Source organism: Methanobrevibacter arboriphilus JCM 13429 = DSM 1125 (assembly GCF_002072215.1).
Lineage (GTDB): Archaea > Methanobacteriota > Methanobacteria > Methanobacteriales > Methanobacteriaceae > Methanobinarius > Methanobinarius arboriphilicus.
Map to the genome: position 1 here is coordinate 23,308 of NZ_JXMW01000031.1, position 22,356 is coordinate 45,663.

General features: G+C 24.5%; 15 protein-coding genes, 1 tRNA gene and 1 pseudogene. 4 read left to right on the forward strand and 13 right to left on the reverse strand.

The window, feature by feature from the left end:
* The first annotated feature begins 446 nt into the window (after positions 1–446).
* Both MBBAR_RS09770 and nifU read left to right on the forward strand, forming a co-directional pair.
* Positions 447–1,644, forward strand: a pseudogene (locus MBBAR_RS09770) (cysteine desulfurase family protein).
* Positions 1,645–1,791: 147 nt separating this feature from the next.
* The gene (gene nifU / locus MBBAR_RS09775; RefSeq protein WP_042703863.1) at positions 1,792–2,160 is read left to right on the forward strand and encodes a Fe-S cluster assembly scaffold protein NifU; all 369 of its coding nucleotides are present in this window, start codon (positions 1,792–1,794) and stop codon (positions 2,158–2,160) included.
* Between the two features lie 270 nt (positions 2,161–2,430).
* Here nifU and rnc read toward each other — a convergent pair whose 3' ends face one another.
* The gene (rnc, locus tag MBBAR_RS09780; RefSeq protein WP_080461156.1) at positions 2,431–3,093 is read right to left on the reverse strand and encodes a ribonuclease III; all 663 of its coding nucleotides are present in this window, start codon (positions 3,091–3,093) and stop codon (positions 2,431–2,433) included.
* 857 nt (positions 3,094–3,950) lie between these two features.
* Between rnc and MBBAR_RS09785 the strand changes: the two genes are divergently transcribed.
* Positions 3,951–4,298: a hypothetical protein gene (locus tag MBBAR_RS09785; RefSeq protein ID WP_080461157.1), complete on the forward strand. Its 348-nt coding sequence runs from the start codon at positions 3,951–3,953 to the stop codon at positions 4,296–4,298.
* A 171-nt stretch (positions 4,299–4,469) separates the two neighbouring features.
* Here MBBAR_RS09785 and MBBAR_RS09790 read toward each other — a convergent pair whose 3' ends face one another.
* The 9 genes from MBBAR_RS09790 to MBBAR_RS09830 form a co-directional block, all read right to left on the reverse strand.
* Positions 4,470–5,381 (reverse strand): glycosyltransferase family 2 protein, encoded by a 912-nt coding sequence (locus tag MBBAR_RS09790; RefSeq protein ID WP_080461158.1) that lies wholly within the window; start codon positions 5,379–5,381, stop codon positions 4,470–4,472.
* Positions 5,382–5,402: 21 nt separating this feature from the next.
* Complete coding sequence (locus MBBAR_RS09795) at positions 5,403–6,344, reverse strand: NAD-dependent epimerase/dehydratase family protein (RefSeq protein WP_080461159.1); 942 nt, start codon at positions 6,342–6,344, stop codon at positions 5,403–5,405.
* Between the two features lie 376 nt (positions 6,345–6,720).
* Positions 6,721–7,155 carry a hypothetical protein gene (locus MBBAR_RS09800; protein WP_080461160.1) on the reverse strand — a complete coding sequence of 145 codons (435 nt, stop codon included), beginning with the start codon at positions 7,153–7,155 and terminating at the stop codon, positions 6,721–6,723.
* A 289-nt stretch (positions 7,156–7,444) separates the two neighbouring features.
* Positions 7,445–8,299, reverse strand: a complete 855-nt coding sequence (gene galU, locus MBBAR_RS09805; protein ID WP_080461161.1) for a UTP--glucose-1-phosphate uridylyltransferase GalU — start codon at positions 8,297–8,299, stop codon at positions 7,445–7,447.
* 481 nt (positions 8,300–8,780) lie between these two features.
* A tRNA-Leu gene (locus MBBAR_RS09810) sits at positions 8,781–8,867 on the reverse strand.
* 281 nt (positions 8,868–9,148) lie between these two features.
* Positions 9,149–15,733 (reverse strand): Ig-like domain-containing protein, encoded by a 6,585-nt coding sequence (locus MBBAR_RS09815; RefSeq protein ID WP_080461162.1) that lies wholly within the window; start codon positions 15,731–15,733, stop codon positions 9,149–9,151.
* Between the two features lie 424 nt (positions 15,734–16,157).
* Positions 16,158–17,087 (reverse strand): Rpn family recombination-promoting nuclease/putative transposase, encoded by a 930-nt coding sequence (locus tag MBBAR_RS09820; protein ID WP_318526267.1) that lies wholly within the window; start codon positions 17,085–17,087, stop codon positions 16,158–16,160.
* A gap of 292 nt (positions 17,088–17,379) precedes the next feature.
* On the reverse strand, positions 17,380–17,526 hold the full coding sequence (locus MBBAR_RS09825) for a 50S ribosomal protein L40e (protein WP_042703853.1): 147 nt from the start codon (positions 17,524–17,526) through the stop codon (positions 17,380–17,382).
* 241 nt (positions 17,527–17,767) lie between these two features.
* Entirely contained in the window at positions 17,768–18,121 is a 354-nt protein-coding gene (locus tag MBBAR_RS09830) for a hypothetical protein (protein WP_080461164.1), read from the reverse strand.
* Between the two features lie 376 nt (positions 18,122–18,497).
* On the opposite strand from MBBAR_RS09830, the gene MBBAR_RS10365 reads away from it, so the two are divergent.
* Positions 18,498–18,671: a hypothetical protein gene (locus tag MBBAR_RS10365; RefSeq protein ID WP_158082583.1), complete on the forward strand. Its 174-nt coding sequence runs from the start codon at positions 18,498–18,500 to the stop codon at positions 18,669–18,671.
* 219 nt (positions 18,672–18,890) lie between these two features.
* Here MBBAR_RS10365 and MBBAR_RS09835 read toward each other — a convergent pair whose 3' ends face one another.
* The 3 genes from MBBAR_RS09835 to MBBAR_RS10370 form a co-directional block, all read right to left on the reverse strand.
* Positions 18,891–19,418: a DUF367 family protein gene (locus tag MBBAR_RS09835; RefSeq protein WP_042703848.1), complete on the reverse strand. Its 528-nt coding sequence runs from the start codon at positions 19,416–19,418 to the stop codon at positions 18,891–18,893.
* Positions 19,419–19,508: 90 nt separating this feature from the next.
* The gene (locus MBBAR_RS09840; RefSeq protein ID WP_249025064.1) at positions 19,509–21,197 is read right to left on the reverse strand and encodes a type I restriction-modification system subunit M; all 1,689 of its coding nucleotides are present in this window, start codon (positions 21,195–21,197) and stop codon (positions 19,509–19,511) included.
* Between the two features lie 49 nt (positions 21,198–21,246).
* Positions 21,247–22,020: a hypothetical protein gene (locus tag MBBAR_RS10370; protein WP_080461165.1), complete on the reverse strand. Its 774-nt coding sequence runs from the start codon at positions 22,018–22,020 to the stop codon at positions 21,247–21,249.
* Positions 22,021–22,356: the final 336 nt, after the last annotated feature.

The window sequence follows — 22,356 nt, forward strand, 5'->3', positions numbered from 1 at the left end:
ATACATTCAATACTAACAAATATTTCAATACTAACAAATATTAATATATCTCTAATAAAAATACATTCAATGCTAATATATCTAATAAAATATAAAATAATAAATATAAAGTTTTTTTTAGAATAATGAGAATAATAAGAATAATAAAAATATATTTAAAAGTATATTTAAAAAAGTCTATTTAAAAATATATTAAAAATATATTAAAAGTATATTAAAAGTATATTAAAAGTATATTTAAAAATAAATATTATTATTAAATTTTCAATAGTTTTAATATAAAAGAAAAAGATAATAACTATTGATATATTACTGATTAATTTTTATATATAATGATAAAAAATAACCTAAAATTTAATATTTAAATAAATAATAAAAATATTATATAATAAAATTATATAATAAAAAATATTGTATAGTAAACTAATCAAAGGAGCGATATTATGATATATATGGATCATTCAGCCACAGCACCTGTGAGAAAAGAAGTATTTGAAGTTATGGAACCCTATTTTACAAAATCTTTTGGAAATGCATCTACGTTCTATTCTCTTGGAAGAGAAGCAAAAGCAGGAATGGAAGAAGCTAGAGAAAATGTAGCTAATTGGTGCAAATAATGATGAAATAATATTTACAAGTGGTGGAACTGAATCTGACAATATTGCTATCCAAGGAATTGCTTATAAATTAAATAATGCTGGGAAAGGAAACCATATTATAACCTCAGCTATCGAACATCCTGCAGTAATGGAAACTTGTTCTGCACTTGAAAAAAAAGGGTTTGAAGTTACTTATCTTCCAGTTTATGAAGAAGGAATTGTTAAAGTAGAAGATTTAAAATCAGCTATAAAAGAAGAAACTATACTAATAACAATTATGCATGCTAACAATGAAATTGGAACTATTCAACCTATAGCAGAAATTGGAAAAATAGCTAAAGAAAATAATATTAAATTCCACAGTGATGCTGTTCAAAGTGTTGGAAAAATCCCCGTAGATGTAAATGAATTAAATGTTGATTTATTATCTATATCATCACACAAAATATATGGACCAAAAGGAGTCGGAGCATTATACATAAGGAAAAGAACTAGATTAGAACCTATTCTATATGGAGGAGGTCAAGAAAAAGATTTATCTCCAGGTACTGAAAATGTTGCAGGAATCGTTGGTTTAGGTGAAGCTTGTAGACTAGCAAAAGAAGAGTTAGATGAAAATATTCCTTATATAACAAACCTTAGAAATAAGCTAATTGATGGAATATTAAATTCTGTTGAAAAGTCTTATATAAACGGAGATATTGAAAAAAGGCTTCCAGGAAATGTAAATTTCAGATTCACAGGAATTGAAGGTGAATCATTAGTACTTATGCTTGATGCAAAAGGAATAGACGGTTCAACTGGATCTGCGTGTTCATCTAAAAAACTTACTGCTTCCCATGTTTTAAAAGCTATAGGTTTAGAAGATGTTGATTCACACGGGTCTTTAAGATTAACAATTGGTCCTGAAAATACAGAAGAAGAAGTTAATACTGTTATTAAAGAAATACCCCCAATTGTTGAAAAACTTAGAAGTATGTCTTCAATCTGGGAGAAAGAAGAGTCTTTATTGAAAAATAATACAAAAAGATGTGATATCGATTAATATACTTCATATAATTAGATATTAATCATCTCTTAAAAGTAAAATCTTATAAACATTAAAAAATAAATATAAACAATTAATACTATCAAATAAGATATTATATTATCAAATATATATTATCAAATAGAAAATTTTTAAGGTGAAAAAATGTACTCAGAAAAAGTTATGGATCATTTTACTAATCCTAGGAATGTAGGGGAAATTGAAAATCCTGATGGAGAAGGAACTGTAGGAAACCCTACTTGTGGAGATATGATGACCATTTATATTAAAGTAAAAGATGATAAAATTGATGATATAAAATTTAAAACATTTGGTTGTGGTGCAGCTATAGCTACAAGTAGTATGATAACTGAATTAGCTAAAGGAAAAACAGTTGATGAAGCATATGCTATTAGTAGAGATGATGTAGCTGATTCTCTTGATGGTCTTCCAAAAGTTAAAATGCATTGTTCTAATCTAGCTGCAGATGCTCTTCAAAAAGCTATTGAAGACTATAGATCCAAAAACAATTAATTTTATATTTTAATACTTTAAATCTAAAAAATTTATTCTTCAATAAATTTAATTAATTTCTAATTTAATTAATTTTTATTTCTAATTATAATAATTTTAACTATATTTTTAATTATAATACTCTTAACATTAAAATACTTTTAATAATAATATTTTTAGCTATATTTTAATGTTAATTGCTTAATATATATCTTTAATAATAATATTATTAATTAAACATTCTAATTATAATATTGTTAATTTAGGATTATAATATTATTAATAACATTATTAAATTTCTAGTTTTTCAATAGCTTTTTGTGCAGCAATTTGTTCAGCTTCTTTTTTACTTTTACCAGTTCCTACTCCGATTTCCTCATTATCAACTAATATTCCTATAACAAAAGTTTTATCATGAGGAGCACCATATTCTTCGATTAGTTTATATTCTACATTAAGCTCATTAGCATCGCCATACTCTTTAATTTTAGATTTAAAATCAGTAAAAAATATTATTTCTTCATCAATAGCAGGAAAAACAGTTTGTGAAAGAAACTCTCTAGTTTTTTCTATACCTTGATCTAAATAAATTGCACCAAGAAGAGATTCAAAAACATCAGCACTAATTGAAAAGATTTCATTTATACTAACTTTATTATCATCAAGTTCTAATTTTATCATATTTGTTAGGCCTAATTCATGAGAATAGTTAGCTAATGCAGTTTCACAAACATAATTAGACCTTAATTTAGTTAAGTCCCCCTCTCCAATGTTTTTATATTTTTTGTATAAGTAATCTGAAACAATCATACTAAGTACAGCATCCCCTAAAAACTCTAACCTTTCATAGTCATAGCTAATATTATGTTTTACACCATAAGATTTATGCATAAAAGCCATATTGAAAAGTTTAGGATTGTTTGGAATTATATTAAATTTATCAAGTATCTTCATTAAATCACGAATGTTTATAATTTATTAAAATTGAAATAAAATCATTGTAACTATTATAAATAATATTCAATATAAAATGATAGCAATATTATCTAAATAAAATTATCTAATAAAGCAAAAATAAATTTATCTAAATAAAATTACAATTGAAATATTATATTATTTTATAAAAAATTATCTAATAAAAAAATTATCTAATTATTTAACATTAATGTAATTACCATATAATATTATTAATCATAATATCATTATATATTTTTTGCTATAATAATTATATTTAATATACTATAATATTATTTTTGTTAATATCTAGTATAAATATTATTATAATAAATAATCATAGTATTAAAATTATCTATTATTGTTGATATTTTAAATAAAAATTAATTAAAGAAAATTAATTGAAAAAATTAATTTAAAGAATTAATTTAAAGAATATTATGAAAGAATACTTATCATATGCTCTAGGATTATCCATTTATATTCTATTTTATATACTATATTTTTCAATAAGTTACGACCCTTATTGAAAAAATTGGTAATTCCTTATATTTCTGTAAATAACTATAAATCATAAGATAAAGATATTTTCCACAAAATGAAATAATACTTTAATAATATTTTAATAGTATTTTAATAATATTTAATAATATTTCTTTAATTATATCTTTATTAGGATAAATAGTTATGAAATGGATAAACATGAATAATTATGTAATAAAATAGTATAATCTATTTTATGTTCATAATTTTTAATATAATAAATAGTTATAATTCTATTAAACTTTAGAAATTTAATAGTTTAAAATTCTAAGGTTTAAGAATTTAAAATTTAAAAAAGTTTAAGAGGGTTTTATATGATATTAAACTGGCAAAAAGAGATAACAAATATTGATCCTGGAATGAAATTTAGAAGTGAAGGTGGCTGGCTTAAAACCATTGAAAAATTAGATAAAAGTGTTTCTAATGGATATTCATTAGTTGGAGATTTTGTAAAATCTGGTGATTTTGAAGAAGATTATTCAGAAGGATTATATTTAGATTGTAATAAAGAACAAGGAAAAAAGAAAAAACAACAAACTGATTATCGATTATTTAGATTAGCTAATGGTCAATTAAGACTTTTAGATATGATTATTGATGGAGAAGCCAGTTGGGCATGTGAATTTTGGGATACAATAGAAGAAGAATTAGAAGAATTTTAAATTTAATACTAATATAGTTTTATTGAACTAAATATAGTTATATTAAATATAATCATATTAAATACAGTTATATTAAATAAAATTCTATTAAATAAAGTTCTATTAAATACAGTTATATTAAATATAGTTATATTAAATGCAGTTATATTAATATATATTAATCTTAATGCATTATAATTTTCTATTAATTAATTTTCTAATAGAATCTAAAAGAATTCCATTTAACATTAAAAATAATCCTACTATTATTAACATTATAGCTATAACAGTAGGGCCAAAGTTAATACTTGTACCATTTAAATAATCATTTAAAAACCATATACCACTAATGATTCCTATTAAGAAAATTATAAACCCTGGTAATGTAAAGTAAATAAGAGGTCTTCTAAGTTCCATATCCTTAATTATTTTTAAAAGAACACCAACTCCATGAGTAATAGGATTTTCAGTAGACCCATCTAAATCATATCGGACAGTTATTGGAACTTCAACAACTTTGATTCCAGCTTCAGCAGCATCAGAAAGCATTTCACTTTCAATTCCAAAACCAGAATCATTAAGCTTAAAAAAAGGAATAGTTTTTTTTGAAAATGCTCTGAAACCACTTTGAGAATCAGTGATATTTAATCCTGAAGATATATTAGTAGCTTTATCTAAAACTTTTTGACCTACACGCCTATACCCAGGAGTATCATCTTCTTTTGAACCTTCTAAATATCTACTACCATTAACAAAATCAGCTTCACCTGAAATTATAGGTGCAACAAGTTGTGGAATTTCATCAGGGTTATTTTGACCATCACCATCAATTGTAACTATTATACTAAAAAATTCATCATAATTATTATTCTCGTTGAATGCATGAACAAAATTAAATCCTGACTTTAATCCTTGACCTTTTCCTAAATTACTAGAGTGAGAAATAACTTCAGCACCAGCTAATTTAGCCACATCTTCAGTTTTATCAGAACTTCCATCATTAACAACAATAACCTTATCCACATATTGTAAAGTTCTTAAGATAACACTTCCTAAAGCAACTTCTTCATTGAATGCAGGGATAATAGCTACAATTTTACTCATTTTATTACCTTATTTTAAAAACTAATCAATATTATAAAATTCTTTCATCCATTCAACAGTTTTTTCAATTCCTTCTTCAGGAGAAACCTTAGGTTCATGTTTTAAATCACGAATAGCTTTTGAAAAATCAATAGTTTTTACTTTTGTAGTGAAAGGTTCAGCTTCATGATAAGTTACAAGAGAGTCATCTATACCTACTGCATTAAGAACAATATCAGAATATTCTCTAATATCTTTTTCCCATTCTTGCTTACTTCCAACATTATATACTTCACCAGGAATGAAATTATCTACAATATTAGCAAAGGTATTTGCAGTATCTCCAACATAATCAATAATACGTTTATGTCCTTCATAAACATCATAACCTTGATTGTGAAGAGCTTTATAAATAAAAATTGGAATGAATCCTTTATATGGAGAATATTCTTCATGAGGACCATAACAATTTACAGGGCGAACTCTAACAGTTTCAGTTTCAAACATTGTAGCTGAATTCATACACATTAATTCTCCAGCCCATTTAGTAATTGCATAATCATTCATTTGATAAGTATCCTTTATAGGATTGTTGATCATTACATCTTCACCCATAACTCCATCATAATCACCATAAACTTCAGCAGAAGAAAAGAATATCATCTTAAAACCAAGTTTTTCTTGTAGGCGAATCATGTGTTTGGTTCCTATAACATTAGTTTCCCATAAGTTTTCATAGTAACCTTCACCATTCCATCTACCATACTCGGCAGCTAAATGATAAACAAAATCAAAGTCATCATTTTCCTCAAAGACACGTTCAATCTGACGATACTTACCAACATCAGCACGAATATAATTATCCCTTGGTTTATGTAAAAGGTCGCAAGCTAAAACTTCGTGACCTCTGTTTCTTAATTCATTACATAAGTTAGTTCCAATAAAACCTGCCCCACCAGTAATTAATATTCTTTGTGTCTCCATATAAACTCCTCATTACTTTTATACTTATGATTCTATGTTTATTTACCTATTATAAGCATTATATCATTATTATATCTAGTATATTGTGTAATTAATTATTTAATATAATATTATGTAAATATTTTCTAATATACTATTTATTAATATAGTATTAAATATAGTATTTCTTAATATACTATTTCTAATATTATATTTCTTAATATAATATTTCTTAATATAATTTCCTAATATAATATTTTTAATATATTGTATAATAATACTATGTAAATATTTTGTAATATAATAATTTATAATATACTGTAGTATAATAATTATGTAATATACTGTATATTGTAATTTATTATAGTTATCATAGTTTAATTATATACTCTTTTAATTATCTTTTATATTTAATATGCTCCTTATTTTTATATTTGGCATATTTTTCATATTTTATAAAATATTCATCAAGATTATTAGGATAATTACTTCTAATAAAATCAAATGAACTTAGATTTTTAAAATCATTGATAATTTCTTTTAAAAGAAGTATTTCTTCTCTTGAATCATCTAAAAGTTCTTTTGTAATTTCTAATCTATGTTTTTGCTTTAAAAATTCATCAGATAATTTTTGAGAATCATTTAATTTTTTTTCAATATCAATAGTTTCATATTTGATGATTTCTTTTTTAAGATTGTCTTTCTCATTTCTAATGTCTAATAAACGATTCTGACAATATTCTAATTTATTTTCAACTAATTCTAATTCAGTTTTTGTTTTAGATAATTCTTTTTTAACTCTTTCAAATTCTTCTTTTAAATTAGAATCCATTTAAATCACTGAAATTTTATATTATTAAGCAAAAAACAAGAATAAGGGAAGAATATTAAATAATTATAGCTATTGAAATTATAATAATAAAGTTAATAACAATATACTAAATACAATATAATAAATAATCCATATTAATATTAAAAATAATACTATTAAAAATAAATATTAAGAATATAATTGAAGAATAATCAATAATAGCATTACTAACATTATTAAAAGTTGTTAATAATAATATAAGAGTAATTAATAGTATACATTAATAAAATTATTATATTATATCAAAAAATTAATCATTTAAAGCTATAACATCCTTTAAATATTTTATTAATTCATTTTTAGCTTCTTCATCATCCATAGCAAATTCTATAGAAGTTTTTAGCCATTCAATCCTATTACCAATATCATAGGTTTTTCCTTCAAAAACTTGACCATAAATACTATCTAATTTTGCTAAAGCATCAGTTAATTGGATTTCTCCACCAAAACCAGGTTCAGTATTCTCAATATGTTCAAAAATATCTGGAGTTAGAACATATCTACCCATAATAGCTAAATTAGAAGGTGCTTCTTCAACTTTTGGCTTTTCAACAAGTTTTTCAATATTATATAATAAACTTTCAACTTCAGTTCCTTTTATTATACCATATCTTTCTACTTTTTCACAGGGAACTCTTTCAACAGCTATTGCAGAAGCATTAAACTTTTTATAAACATCAATTAATTGTTGTGTACAAGGAATGGTACTTTTTGTTATGGTATCACCTAGCATTACAGCAAAAGGTTCATCTCCAACATGTTTTTCAGCACAATAAATAGCATCCCCAAGACCTTTCTGAGTCTTCTGTCTTACATAATAAATATCAGCAAGATCAGAGATTTCTTTAACTTGTTCTAGGTAATCATTTTTATTATGTTCTTTTAAATGATATTCAAGTTCAAAAGATCTATCAAAGTGGTCTTCAATAGGTCTTTTACCTTTACCAGTGACTATTAAAATATCTTCAATTCCAGAAGCTACTGCTTCTTCAATAACATATTGGATTGTTGGTTTATCAAATACTGGTAACATCTCTTTTGGTTGAGCTTTAGTAGCAGGTAAAAACCTTGTTCCTAAACCTGCTGCTGGAATAACTGCTTTCATAATAACACTCACATTATAATTGTAATGGTTTATAATAATAATTTAATTTATAATAGTTTATAATATATAGTTCATAATATAGTTTATAATAATAGTTTATAATAATAGTTTATAATAATAGTTTATAATAATAGTTTATAATAATAGTTTATAATAATAGTTTATAATAATAGTTTATAATATAGTTATATTCATCATAATTGTATTTAAACATATCTAAATATATAATTAATCTTATTTAATCTAATATTATTAGTTTTATAATAATAATTAAAGAGATTAAAGAATTAATTATATAAATGAAACTTTAATGTTAATGAAACAATAAACAACAAAAGAAGATGAATAATGAAATAAAATAAATAATGAAATAAAATTAATAATAAAATAAACAACAAATAGAAATAAAACTACAAACAATTCAAAAATAATATTATTAAAAATATTATTAAAAATAAATCAGCTTATAATATTGTAAAAATGGTGCAGGGAACGGGATTCGAACCCGCGAAGGGACTAACCCAATAGGCCCTCAACCTATCGCCTTTGACCGCTCGACCATCCCTGCAAAAGAATAGACACTAAACCAAATGGAATTTATGTCTAATAAATTAATATTAAATAATACTAAGTAATTAAAACAAGTATTTATTGTTATTTCTCTTTAAGTATTTAAACTTTTCTCTTATTTTATATAAAAAAATTATAATTTTATAGTTATATAATTAATATCATGGCTTTATAATTATTATATCTTTATAATTATTATAATTATAATTATTATATGACTAATATCATAAATTTATAATAATATTGTAATTTATAGTTTATATCTTAGCATAATAACTCCTACTCATCCCTACTTATTTTTTTTTTTGAGTAGACTACTGCTGTTGAAGATTTTTTAAGATTAAGATTAGAAGCCTTAAAAACAAACTTATTCTGCTTTTTATCAAAAACATAATTAGTATTTCTAGATTTACGAACCTTAACCAAACTATAAGTCTTAGGAATATTAATAACATAACTATTAGAAACCAGCCAATGATACCGATTCTTATAAATATGTTTTTGAACTACAGTATCACGACCATTCCAAACATTAAGCTTTCTCTTAATCTTAAAACTAATTTTCACAACCTTATCATAATCCAAACTATTAACAAAAACCTTCAAAATCCTTGTCTTCTTATCAAAAGAATACTTAACATTATTTGAACCAACAAAACTCACCAAATTATAAGCAGCATTGATGTTAAACTTAAATACTTTAGACCCAGTCAATTTCCCAAAGTTACGAATAAGATAACTATACTTTACAATCTTTTTACCCACTTTGTCAGTAGAAATAATTTTAGAAAACTCTTGCTTTTGAATATCAACAGCCAAAACACTAAAACTAGAATTCTTAGAAACAGCATTAGTATAATTAACATTACCACTATAACCCACACTTAAAACATGATCACCTATACCAATACTAGAAGATTTAATTGTGATATTCCATTTGCCATTAACAAGAGGAACATTCCAAGATTTACCACTAACTTTCACAGTAACAAAGCCAGTTGGAAAACTACCGCCCACAATTCCAGACACATTACCACTAACAATAATACTCTTACCATAATTAACATCACCCACACGACTAACAAAAACCTCAGGATGAGCAGGAGTAATACTAAAACTTAATTTATCATTAAATGCAGGAGTATAATTATTATCACCATCATAAGTTACATTAACAGTGTAAGATCCTGCACCATTATCAAAAGCACTAGAATTAGTAGTTTTAAAAGTATAACTCCAGTAACCAGTATTATCCAAATCAACAATCACAGCATTACCATTGTTAAAGTGTATTGTAACATTACCAGTCGGAACACTTCCCACACCAACAACATTACCTGTAACAGTAACATTATTTCCATAAACAACATCATTTACAGGATTAACAATAAGCACAGGACTAGTCTGGAAAATATTAAAGCTTATTGTATCATTAAGAGCATGAGTATAATTATTATCACCATTGTAAGTTACATTAACAGTGTAAAATCCCAAACCATCAGTGAAGAAACTATGATCAGTAGTATTGAAAGTATAACTCCAACCACCAAGAGTATCTAAACTGATAGTAATATTTTCACCATTATTAAAGTGTATAGTAACAGTTCCAGTTGGAATAATACCCACACCGGTAATAGTTCCGGTGACATTAAAAGTATTACCATAAGTTTGATTATCTACATTATTCACAGCAATAACTGGAGTAGCATGATTAACAAGAACAGAACTAACAGTGTTAGTGTTAGTATAATTCACATTACCGTTGTAATTTACTTTAACGGTATAGGTTCCAGCAGATCCTATGGCAGTGCTATTAAGCACTAGATTCCAAAAGCCATCTGTATTGTTAATATTTGCAAGTGTTGAGTAGTTACCAATAGTAATATTAACAGTTAATTGAGGGGTGATTCCAGTTATTCCAAGAATGCTACCATTAATAATAATATTTTCGCCAAAAATAAGATTATTTATGGGATTGACAATTATGGATGGTGTGAAAGGGTTAATATTTAGAAGTAGAGTATCATTGAGATAAGTTAGATGATTGGTATCACCATTATAAGTCACATGAATGTTGTATGTTGTGTTAGCATCACCCACTTCAGTACTGTTAAAAGATACACTCCAGAAACCACCATTAACAATACCGGTATGTGTTTGATTACCAATAATCACACTCACATTACCAGTAACAACAGTTCCAAAATCTGATGTAACAGTGCCAGAAACAGTGAAATTACTTCCAAAGGTTATATTATTAACTGGATTAACAATAACACTTGTATTGGCCTTAGTAAGATTCACAAACATACTAACATTATTTTGACTAGTATAATTAATATCACCAGAATAAATTACTACCACATTATAATAACTTACATTACCAACATCAGTAATGTTTATAGTTATGTTCCATTCACCAGATCCATTTAGTGAAATTGTCCTTGTGAAATTACCAATAGTAACATTCACAGTTCCAGTTGCATTAGCAGTTACATTAACAATTCTACCAGAAACAATAAAATCATCACCATAAATCACAGAACTAACAGAATCAACAATAACAACTGGACTAGCTTTATCAATTGTCACTGAGCTAATAATAATTGTATCAGTATAATTATCATCACCATAATAAATTACACTGAAATTATAAGTTCCAGCAGACCCCATACCAGTACTATTAAACACTACAAACCAATTACCATCACCCACAAAGGTTACATTATACAATTTACCATTAATCAATAAAACCAAATCATCAAACTTAGAAGCATTAGTTGGGATAACACCACCAACACCAAGTAAAGTACCATTAACAATGACATTATCACCAAATGTAACATTAACAACAGGATTAACAATCAAAATTGGAATAGTTTTAGAAACATTGAATGCAATTTGTTTTATTTCAGAAGCATTATAATTAATATCTCCATTATACTGGACATTAACAATATGAGTATTATTTGCAGGAATACCAATATCTGAACTATTTAGAGTAATATTAAATGATCCATCAGGATTTAATGAAACAATAGTATTAGTATAATTACCAATGCTTATATTCACATATCCAGTGGGAGTAACACCTACACCAGTAACAAAACCAGAAACTGTGAAAATATCACCAAACACCACAGTACCAATATTGTTAACAGTGATTATAGGAATAATAGATGAAACTTTAAAGGTTACAGTAGTGTTAGATTCATTATATTTATCTTCACTTCCAATGAAAGCAACATTGAAATTATAAATACCAGTAGGAAGCATGCCCAGGTTTATAACACCAATACCATTAATAAAGTACACAGTGTAAACTGTATTATTGATAGTTACATTATAATAATCATTATCAATTGGTCTACCATTACTAAGAGTTGCATTAATTGTTAAATTAGATTCTACACCATAAAAAGTATCAACAGCAGTAACATCTAATATTGGTTGAGTTTTAGGTACATTAAATATTGTTGAATTGGTAAATTCAGCATGATCAAAATCACCATCCCAACTCACAACAACAGTATAATTACCAACAACTTTTGGGGTGAAAACATAATTCCAACCTTCAGCAAAGTTAATAACAAAATCATCAAAAATACCATAGGGCGTGATGATACTAATATTGAGAACAACATTATATACTGGTTCTCCAACAGAATTAATTAAAGAACCATTAATAATTATATCATGTCCAGTCTGAATATTATCAGAAACACTGATAGTACTATTTACACTAGGTGCATATTTTACTAAATAATATATATTCTCTAAATCAAAATTAGTACTCATACGGAAATATGAAGGCATATATATAGTAGGTTTATAAGAACCATTGAATCTACGAGAACTATTACTTATTATAATAGCTGTAGGATCAACATTATTAGTATACATTATTATTAGGTCAATTATGAAATCAGGTAAATAATCAATCTCACCAAAGCCACCATCATTAAACAGTGCAAAAACATACTCAAGTGTTAAACTATCTGGACCACGGTATAAAAGAGTACCATTATTAAATATCACACTAACGTCATTAGCTGTTAAAGTAATAACATACCAATCAATAATAATAAGAGTTCCAGAATTGTTTTGATAATACTTTGTAATATTATTGTTTCCCCACCAATTATAGCTAGCATCAGTATTTGTACCATTATCAACTAAACTTATAGGGTTAACAAGACGATTATAATTAACAATAGTATTCCGAGCAAGATTTCCAATAATTATACCATAAGTATTATTAATTACACTACAACCTCTAATAAGAGTATCATTACCATTAATTAACAAACCAACACTATTATATGTGATATTAGAATTAATAACACTATTATTACCACCTTCAACAATCACACCAGTTGAATTCCCAGTAATATTAAACCCACTAATAATAGAATCAATTATAGTATTATTATAAGTATTTTTATCAAAAATAACACCATTATAATTAGCACCAGGATTATTAAAATCAGATAAAATAGTATAATTACTATTATTACCACTGAGCCTAATAATATACAAATTACCATCAAAAGAAGCATAATTCCAATTAACAATATAATTCAAATTATTAAATAAAAATACAATAGCATAGGTGTTATTATAAAAATCAGTATCTTCAGAAACAAAGCTGAAATTCCCATTTGTTGTTGTAAAAGCCTCATTATTATTGTTAAAAGTAGAACCTGAAAAACTAACAATACCACCATTATTATAAATAACACCACGGTTAGCAGTATTATTAGTGAAATTAGAACCAATAATACTTATATTAACATTGTTATTATAAATAGCACCACCATTACCAGTAGTAGAAATAGCATTAAAAGTAGAATTTATAATAAGTAAGTTATTACCTGTATTATAAACACCCGCACCATTAGTACCAGAAATATTAAAGAAAGTAGAATTCACAATATTACAATTATCAGCAACATTATTAATATTAGAATAAGTGTTAGTAAAAGTAGAATTAACCACATTTAAACCTTCTGCATTATTAGTATTATAAAGAAAGGCATTATTATTGGTATTATTAATAAAACTACAATTAAAAATACTCAAATTTTTACCTTCAGAATAAAAAGTAAATACTCTACTTTTATTATCAATGAAAGTACAATTAATCATCGTGAAACCGTTACCAATAACACGAATTCCCGAAATACCATTATTACCATTTGTATTAATAGTATTTGCTGAATTGTTGAATAATTTACAATTAACTAGTGTACCATTAATACCATTCCAATAGATAGCACCACCACTATAAGTTAAACTTAAAGAAACATTACAATTTTCTACAGTACCATTAGTACCACTCCAATAAATAGTACCTCCACCATAATTATTATTCTGATCATTAACAATAGGACAATTAACAGTATTGTTAAAGAATTTAGAATTATAAAGTCCACCGTTTAATCCAGTCCAATAAACACCACCTCCCCAGTTATTAGCATGATTACCAGTGAAATCACCACCATTAATATAACCAAGACCCGTATTATAAATAGCACCACCAATACCACCAATATTATTAATGAAAGCAAAATTAGTAATATTTAATATTCCAGTAGAATAAATAGCTCCACCATAATTAGTAGCAGTATTACCAGTAAAATTAACACCACTAATAGTCACATTACCAACATTATATATAACACCACCATTAGTAGCATTATTACCAGAAAAATTACCATTACTAATAGTCACAGTAGCATTATTATATATAACACCACCATAAGTAGCATTATCACCAGTAAAACTACCACCAGTAATAGTCACATTACCAACATTATATATAACACCACCATTAGTAGCATTATTACCAGAAAAATTACCATTACTAATAGTCATAGTACTAGCATTATTATATATAACACCACCATTAGTAGCATTATTACCAGAAAAATTACCATTACTAATAGTCATAGTACTAGCATTATTATATATAACACCACCATTAGTAGCATTATTACCAGAAAAATTACCACTATTAATAGTCAAGGAAAATTTACCACTACCATAAATAGCACCACCTTCCTCTGCTGTGTTACTAATAAAAATAGAATTGGAGATAGGAATAGTGATTCTTTGGGCAGAAGAAGCCGTTGAATAAATAGCGCCACCCCTCCCTGCTGTGTTATTAATAAAAGTAGAATCCATGATTGTTAGTTTCGGAACATTCGAATAAGAAGAAGACGCCAGCGAAATAGCACCACCACTAGTTCCTGTGTTATTAATAAAAGTAGAATTATATATATGAAAATTATTTCCAGGAGCATCAGCCCAATTTATATAAATAGCACCACCATTAGTTCCTGTGTTATTAATAAAAGTAGAAGAACTAATATTAAGAAAAGCGCTACCATGAGTCCCTTTACCTATACTAATAGCACCACCATTAGTTCCTGTGTTATTAATAAAAGTACAGTTAATGATATAAATAGTTCTTGTAGATAACCGAAGACTATTATATCCTCCGATTATAGTTAAATTCACTAAACTAACAGTTCTATCCCAAGTAATAATATTAATAAAAAATGATCCTTCTAAATTTATAGTGACATTTTTATTTTTACCAGCGATCTTTAAATTTTTATCAAAAGTTATATTACTATTATTTTCGCCAGAATATACACCTTCATCTAAAATTATCACATCATCATCAGATGCATTAGCTACAGCCTGTTTAATTCCACCATCTGTTTCATTACCAATCTCTATATCAGCTGCATCAACAAAGTTAATTGAAGATATAAGAAGAATTGTAAAGAATAATAATATAAAAAGCGTAGCTAACAATTTATTACATGAATCAGGTTTATTATTAATAGTATTCATAATATACACTATAAAATTTTAGATCATTAAGGATTTGTTTATTTTAAAAAACAAGTGAATACTCACTTTTTATAATTAATATAAAAATTTCATATATGAAAGATATTTTAAAATAAATAGTTATATTATATAAGAAGAAAGTTATCACCAAAATGTAGAAAACATTCACTTTTGAATATTTAATTATTGATAGTTATAGTATATAAAGTTAACCCTAAATCAGATGGTTCACAAGAATCAGATTTCATTATAAAAACAACCTCCGCCCCCCCCCCCCTTTAAGAATAAAAAATAAGCTAAAAAATAATAAAAAAAAGATTATAAACTGTTAAAATTAATAAAAATACTATAATATTTTATAAAAGAAAAATTTAAAGGCTATGAAAATAGCTAGTATTCACTATTAAAAAATAATATTAAAAAATTATAGTTTTTCAATTTCATCCAAAGAAAGACCAGTAATTTTAACTATATCATCAAATGAAAAATTGAAATCTTTCATTCTTTTAGCTACATTCAATTCATTTTGTTCTATACCCTCTTTCCTACCTTGCTCAATACCTTTTTCCATACCTTCTTTCCTACCTTTTTCCATGCCCTCTCCTATACCTTCTTTCTTACCTTCATCTTTAGCATAAGCCATTTCACCCATATATTTTAAATCAGCTTGTTCTCTTTTATTCAATTCATGTAGAAAAGCTTCGTCTTTTAATAATTCTTCAACCTTTTCATGAGCTGTTTTTATATTTTCATCTTTACTCATAGCCATTTCTATCATCTCCCTTGTGCTTTTTTTATCTAAAAATACCAGCCATCTGTGTAAAGGATTATCAAAATCAATGCTTTTTAGTCTTCTAAAAGCAGAAACATTAACATTAATAATCTTTATACAGCCACTGTATTCACAATTTAATTCTGTTTTATCTATCATATTAAATTTTCGACTAATTATATTATTTTTACAAAATCCAAAATCAAGGATATTAATTAATATATGTGACTTTAATCTTTCCAAACCTCCTTTTTCAGCAGAATTAGAAAATTCACGAGATATATAAAGATGACTTCTCCTTCTAAAGTATTTTTCACCCTGCTTTTGAACTTCAATATTAACCACACGACCATCAAAAGATTTAGATCTTAAATCTAAAATACAATTTTTATTATTAACTACTTTACCTGATAAAAATTTATTATCAATTATTTCTAAATTAAAAACACTCTCCTCATTATTTTCAACTAAAATAGCATTAATCAAACCAGTCAACTGCCTTTCACAACCTTTACTTGCCATATAATTACTAAAGAGAAAATCATATAAAGGATCATAACCTCTTAAAATTTCATAAATAATAAAATACCTCCTAAAAAAAAATTAATATTTTCAACAAGTAAAATATTAAAAAAGAAGTATAAAAGCTTTATTCAAAAATAAAAGTAAAATTAGCATGAAAAGACAAAATTGAAACAAAAATAAAAAAATAAAACCAAAAAGAAAAATTCATATTAAAAAAAAATTAAAAAATAGAAGAAAAAAATAAAAAATTAATAAATACCTAATAAAAATTAATTTATAGCTAATCTTAATATAAAAAATCCTAAAATATAGGTCTTAATATAAAATAGCTATAATATAATGAATAAGATCATCCTCTTGGTTCTTTTGCTTTATATCTTAAACCCTTGTAACCACATTTTCTACAAGTTTTAGCTGCAGCGGGATTACGAGCATTACATTTTAAACAAATTTTAACCTTAAAGATTCTATTTTCAGCTTCTTCAAATCTGGCCATTAATAATCCTCCATATAATCATTAATCAGTAGTAATAAATTTTAAATATGAGATATGTAAAATTTAGTAATTGATTTATTCAATCTCATAAATATATTTAATCTCATAAATATTATATTATGGAATAAAATAAGAATTTCTCTAATATCCACAATTAATTAAGAACATTAAAGTTTATTAATTTAATAGTATTTAAAGCTTTAGTTATTTTCAAAAAAAAATAATGCTTAAAAAAGAAGCCTTAATTATAAAGCCAAACACCAGCTGTATGATTACTACTTGAATTTTCAGCGATAATTTCATTATTTTTTAATATTTTAATTTTTAAATCTTTTTTACTTCCATAATGAGTACTATTAACATAAACGAATAATTTATCCCCATTTTGACGTTTTATAGTAAAGTCTAGTGGTCCTCCACCCATAATAGTTTCATGAGTGGTTGTTCCATTTAAAGTTAGTTCATAGTAACCAATCCATTCTCCTTCAGAAACAACAGATAACTCTTCTTCATAGGAACCATTATCAACATAAATAATAACTGCCAAACCAATAACTGTTATTACCCCAAGAATTATTAAAAGCTTTTTATTCATTATTTCACCATAAATATATATTAAAATAATATAATTTAAATATCTAATAAAACATATGAATATTATTATTTTTAATATAATTTAATTGTTGTTATATAATTTTCATTTAATTTAATAGTTTTTATATTAATAAAAATTAGCTAAGATTAATAAAATAACATTAAATAGTTATGAAATGTACTATGCAATAATATTATAATATGTAATAATACAATAATTATAATATTTAATAATACAATAGTATGTACTGTTATACAATAAGATAAATTATACAATAATAAAAATATTTATAAAAACCACACTAAAATATTTATAAAAACACAGAAAATTAATTAAAGTATATAAAATATTACTAAGTTCTCTTAGAGGTGATATAATGGATAATAAAGAAATAATGACAATTGTTGGAATGTTTATAATACTTATAATCTTAATTGTGATAATTAACAATTTATTTTCAAATGGAATCACTAGATTTTCTATAACAATTCTAGTTGCGATTGTTATAGGATTAATTATTAGAAAAACAATAAATAAATCTAATAAATAAACCTAATAAATAAATCTAATAAATAAACCTAATAAATAAATCTAATATATAAATCTAACATATAAACATTATTTTAATATATAATTACTATTTTATAATTACTATTTTAGTCTAATAGTTATTTTAACCTAATATTTATTAGTTTAATAGTTATTAGCTTAATAGTTATTCAGTCTATAATTATTCAACCTAATAACCATTTTAACTTAAATAATTATCTTAATCTTCATATTGCTTTAAAAATTCGTTTTGAATAGCTACTACCTCAGAACTATTACTCGCACCACTATAAGCTTCAAGAAGTTCTAAATTCAATTCAATAAAAGTATGTCCCCATTTAAAACCATTCATAATATCCTTTGCAGTATCTTTAAAACCAACTATATAAAAAGTAGCAGCTATTGCTTCAGCTGTTGAAAGCTTACAAGGTTTACCATAATTAACAGGACTAGCAGCTATTAAAAAAGGAAGACTTCTATGATATTTAGTGAGTGAAAAGAATTTAGCTGAAGAAGAAACCTTATTCCAAGAACAATCAAGCCCTACAACACCTTTTTTTAAAACTAAATCTTTATCTTCAGGAGAAGCCGATTTATCTGAAAAAGGATTTAAAATAATAGCTCCACGAGGTATTTGATTAAGATTATAAACAATACGTGCTTTATTCTGTTTTTCTAATTTAAATGCAGTGCATTTCTTTTTATCACATTCATCTGCATGAAAAATAGTTATCTTAAACTTTTTCATAGACTAACTTATGATTTTATATATAATAAATTTAATGAAATAAAATCTAAAATAATAAAATAATATTAAATTAAATTTTATTATTGATTATTATTTAATAATAGGTGTTTCAATCCCTAATTCATCACAATATTTCTTTATTTCTTCATCAATAGCTTCAACTTTATTATCAATTTCTTTTATTTCATTTATAATTTTATTTGAATCAATTAATTCTTCTTCAAAAGTATCAACATATCTTGGAATATTTAAATTAAAATCATTTTCTCTAATTTCATCTATCGTAGCGATATGTGAGAATTTCTCAATTTCAACTCGGTTACTATAAACTTCTATAATTTTATCAATATCATTATCTCTAAACATATTTTGATTTTTAACCTTTTTAAAGTTTTTAGATGCATCAATAAATAGTACATTATCTTTATTCTCCCTATATTTTTTAAATATTAGGATAACTGTTGGAATACTTGTTTTATAGAATATATTAGCTGGAAGTCCAATTACTGCATCTAAATAGTTTTTATCATTTACTAAATATTTTCTAATTGTTCTTTCAGATGTACCTCTAAAGAGAACACCATGAGGCAAAATTATTCCCATTGTTCCATTTTCATCTAAATGATATATCATGTGTTGTATAAATGCAAAGTCTGCTTTTGATTTTGGTGCTAGTTTTCCATAATCTAAAAACCGTGGATCATTAAGAAATTTTTTATCTGAACTCCATTTAGCTTGAAATGGTGGTTTTGCAACTATAACTTCAAATTTCATATTTTTATGAATTGGTTTTTCAAGTGAGTCTCCTTGTTGAATATCAAAATCATTATATTGTATATTATGTAAAATCATATTCATTCTAGCTAAATTATATGCTGTTGATTTTAATTCTTGCCCATAAAAGTTTTCTACTTCTATTTCTTTAGCTACTTGAAGTAAAAGTGATCCTGAATTACATGTTGGATCATATACACTTTTAAGCTTCTGATTTTTAATTTTATCTCTTTTAATTTTATCTCCTTTAAATTTCTCTCCTTTAAATTTTTCTTCTTCAAATTTCTTTTCTTCAAAATTTTCCCCTTCAAATTTGTTTTTTTCTAAAGTAACTATTTTAGCTAGTATCTTTGATACTTGTTGAGGTATGTAAAGATCTCCTTTTTTATCTAAGGATAATGCAAATTGTGAGATTAAATATTCATAAGCATCACCAATCACATTCTTATCTTGATCTTCTAGTTTAAAGTCGATTTTAGATAGTTGTATTAATATTTTACTTATTGATTCGTTTTTATCTTCTAATTTATTTCCAAGTTTTGATGATTTAAGATCAATATCTTCAAATATTCCTATGAAAGCTTCTTCACTTTCCCGACCTAATGATGAGTTTGATATTTCATTCAATGCTTTTTCTAAATCATCTAATATTAGCTCATTTTTATTAGCTTTTTTAACAATATTTGAAAACAAGAATCTTGGTTCTAAAAAGTAGCCTAAATTCTCAAGAGTTAATTCTTTTAAATCATCTTTTATATCTTCAATTTCATTTGCTTTGTCAAATTTTAAATTATTTTGAATGAATTGTTTATTCAAATATAACTCTATCTTTAGACATATATATTTATAAAAAAATAAGCCTAAAACATAACTTTTTAAATCATATAAATCTATATATTCCTTTAATTTATCAACCATAGCCAATAAATCAGATTCTAAATTGTTTCTATAATCATTCAAAGTATAATCATTTAATCTATAATCATTCAATCTATAATCATTCAAATAATAACACCCTTAATTATTCATATTTTTAAGTATTTTTACATTTAAATTATAATTTAGATAAAATATCATCTTTAAGCTTATTTTCAAGCTCAATTTTTCTTAAAAGTAGTTCTTTTCTAATATCCAATAAATAAAAAAGCTTTGCATATTCAATCTGTTTATAACTACTTCTTTTTTTTATTTTAATATCTTTTAAATTATTAATTTTAATAATTGGAATATTGGTTCCTTCAACCAATCTTCTCAATTGTTTTTTTACATTAGGACCATTTAGAACATATGCTAAAAATACTGATATAAATTCATCTTTAACTCTAATTATAGCAAAATTAGATGGAACAATAACATCATTTCTCTTAAAATCAACTACTGCTGCATTATAAGGAGGAGTTAACTTTATTATAATGTCTTTATAATGAGCTAAATATTTATTTTCAATTTTTTTATTAGTAAAAATTATTTCAAAAGAATTTGAATCAATATTATTATCAAAAACAGATTTTTGAGGAATATAATAATATTTGAATGAATTTTGGTTTCTATCTGGAAATTCTGATGAATTGAGATCATCAAAAGACGATTCATTAAAACTATTAGAAATAATAGATTTATTGAATTTATTAGATTTAATAGATCTAGATAAATCAAATCTATTTAAAACTAAGCCAGATGAAATATTAGCTATATCTTTAAGATTTACTTTATTTCTGATTCTTTCATTATTAAATTTTTTATTATTGATCCTTTTATTGATCCTTTTATTAATTTTATTATTAATTTTATTATTGATTCTCTCATTATTTGCTCTTTTTTCATTCATTATTTGCTCCATTTATTAGTAATAATAAAAAGTATTAATTGAATACCATATCATATTTAATATTCTATATTTATTATATAATAACTAAATTTACCATATATAATAATTATATAATAAATTTTTTTATATAATAAATTTTTTGTTATATATAATTTATGACAAAGAAAATATAATAGTCATATTTATATTATGACATTAATAGTATATAAATTCTTGTCATATAATTAATATGACATATATTAATATATAAATATTATATAATAGAAAATTTAAATATTAGTCTAAAACCTAATTAGAATAATATAAACAGTTTAAATAGCTATTAAAATTGTATAG

What these genes read in the sequence shown, in the direction of transcription:
- MBBAR_RS09790 (WP_080461158.1), bottom strand. Translation starts at nt 5,381, where the DNA reads ATGAGTAAAATTGTAGCTATTATCCCTGCATTCAATGAAGAAGTTGCT.
- MBBAR_RS10365 (WP_158082583.1), top strand. Translation starts at nt 18,498, where the DNA reads ATGGATAATAAAGAAATAATGACAATTGTTGGAATGTTTATAATACTT.
- galU (WP_080461161.1), bottom strand. Translation starts at nt 8,299, where the DNA reads ATGAAAGCAGTTATTCCAGCAGCAGGTTTAGGAACAAGGTTTTTACCT.
- MBBAR_RS09800 (WP_080461160.1), bottom strand. Translation starts at nt 7,155, where the DNA reads ATGGATTCTAATTTAAAAGAAGAATTTGAAAGAGTTAAAAAAGAATTA.
- MBBAR_RS09835 (WP_042703848.1), bottom strand. Translation starts at nt 19,418, where the DNA reads ATGAAAAAGTTTAAGATAACTATTTTTCATGCAGATGAATGTGATAAA.
- MBBAR_RS09830 (WP_080461164.1), bottom strand. Translation starts at nt 18,121, where the DNA reads ATGAATAAAAAGCTTTTAATAATTCTTGGGGTAATAACAGTTATTGGT.
- MBBAR_RS09785 (WP_080461157.1), top strand. Translation starts at nt 3,951, where the DNA reads ATGATATTAAACTGGCAAAAAGAGATAACAAATATTGATCCTGGAATG.
- MBBAR_RS10370 (WP_080461165.1), bottom strand. Translation starts at nt 22,020, where the DNA reads ATGAATGAAAAAAGAGCAAATAATGAGAGAATCAATAATAAAATTAAT.
- MBBAR_RS09825 (WP_042703853.1), bottom strand. Translation starts at nt 17,526, where the DNA reads ATGGCCAGATTTGAAGAAGCTGAAAATAGAATCTTTAAGGTTAAAATT.
- rnc (WP_080461156.1), bottom strand. Translation starts at nt 3,093, where the DNA reads ATGAAGATACTTGATAAATTTAATATAATTCCAAACAATCCTAAACTT.
- MBBAR_RS09815 (WP_080461162.1), bottom strand. Translation starts at nt 15,733, where the DNA reads ATGAATACTATTAATAATAAACCTGATTCATGTAATAAATTGTTAGCT.
- nifU (WP_042703863.1), top strand. Translation starts at nt 1,792, where the DNA reads ATGTACTCAGAAAAAGTTATGGATCATTTTACTAATCCTAGGAATGTA.
- MBBAR_RS09795 (WP_080461159.1), bottom strand. Translation starts at nt 6,344, where the DNA reads ATGGAGACACAAAGAATATTAATTACTGGTGGGGCAGGTTTTATTGGA.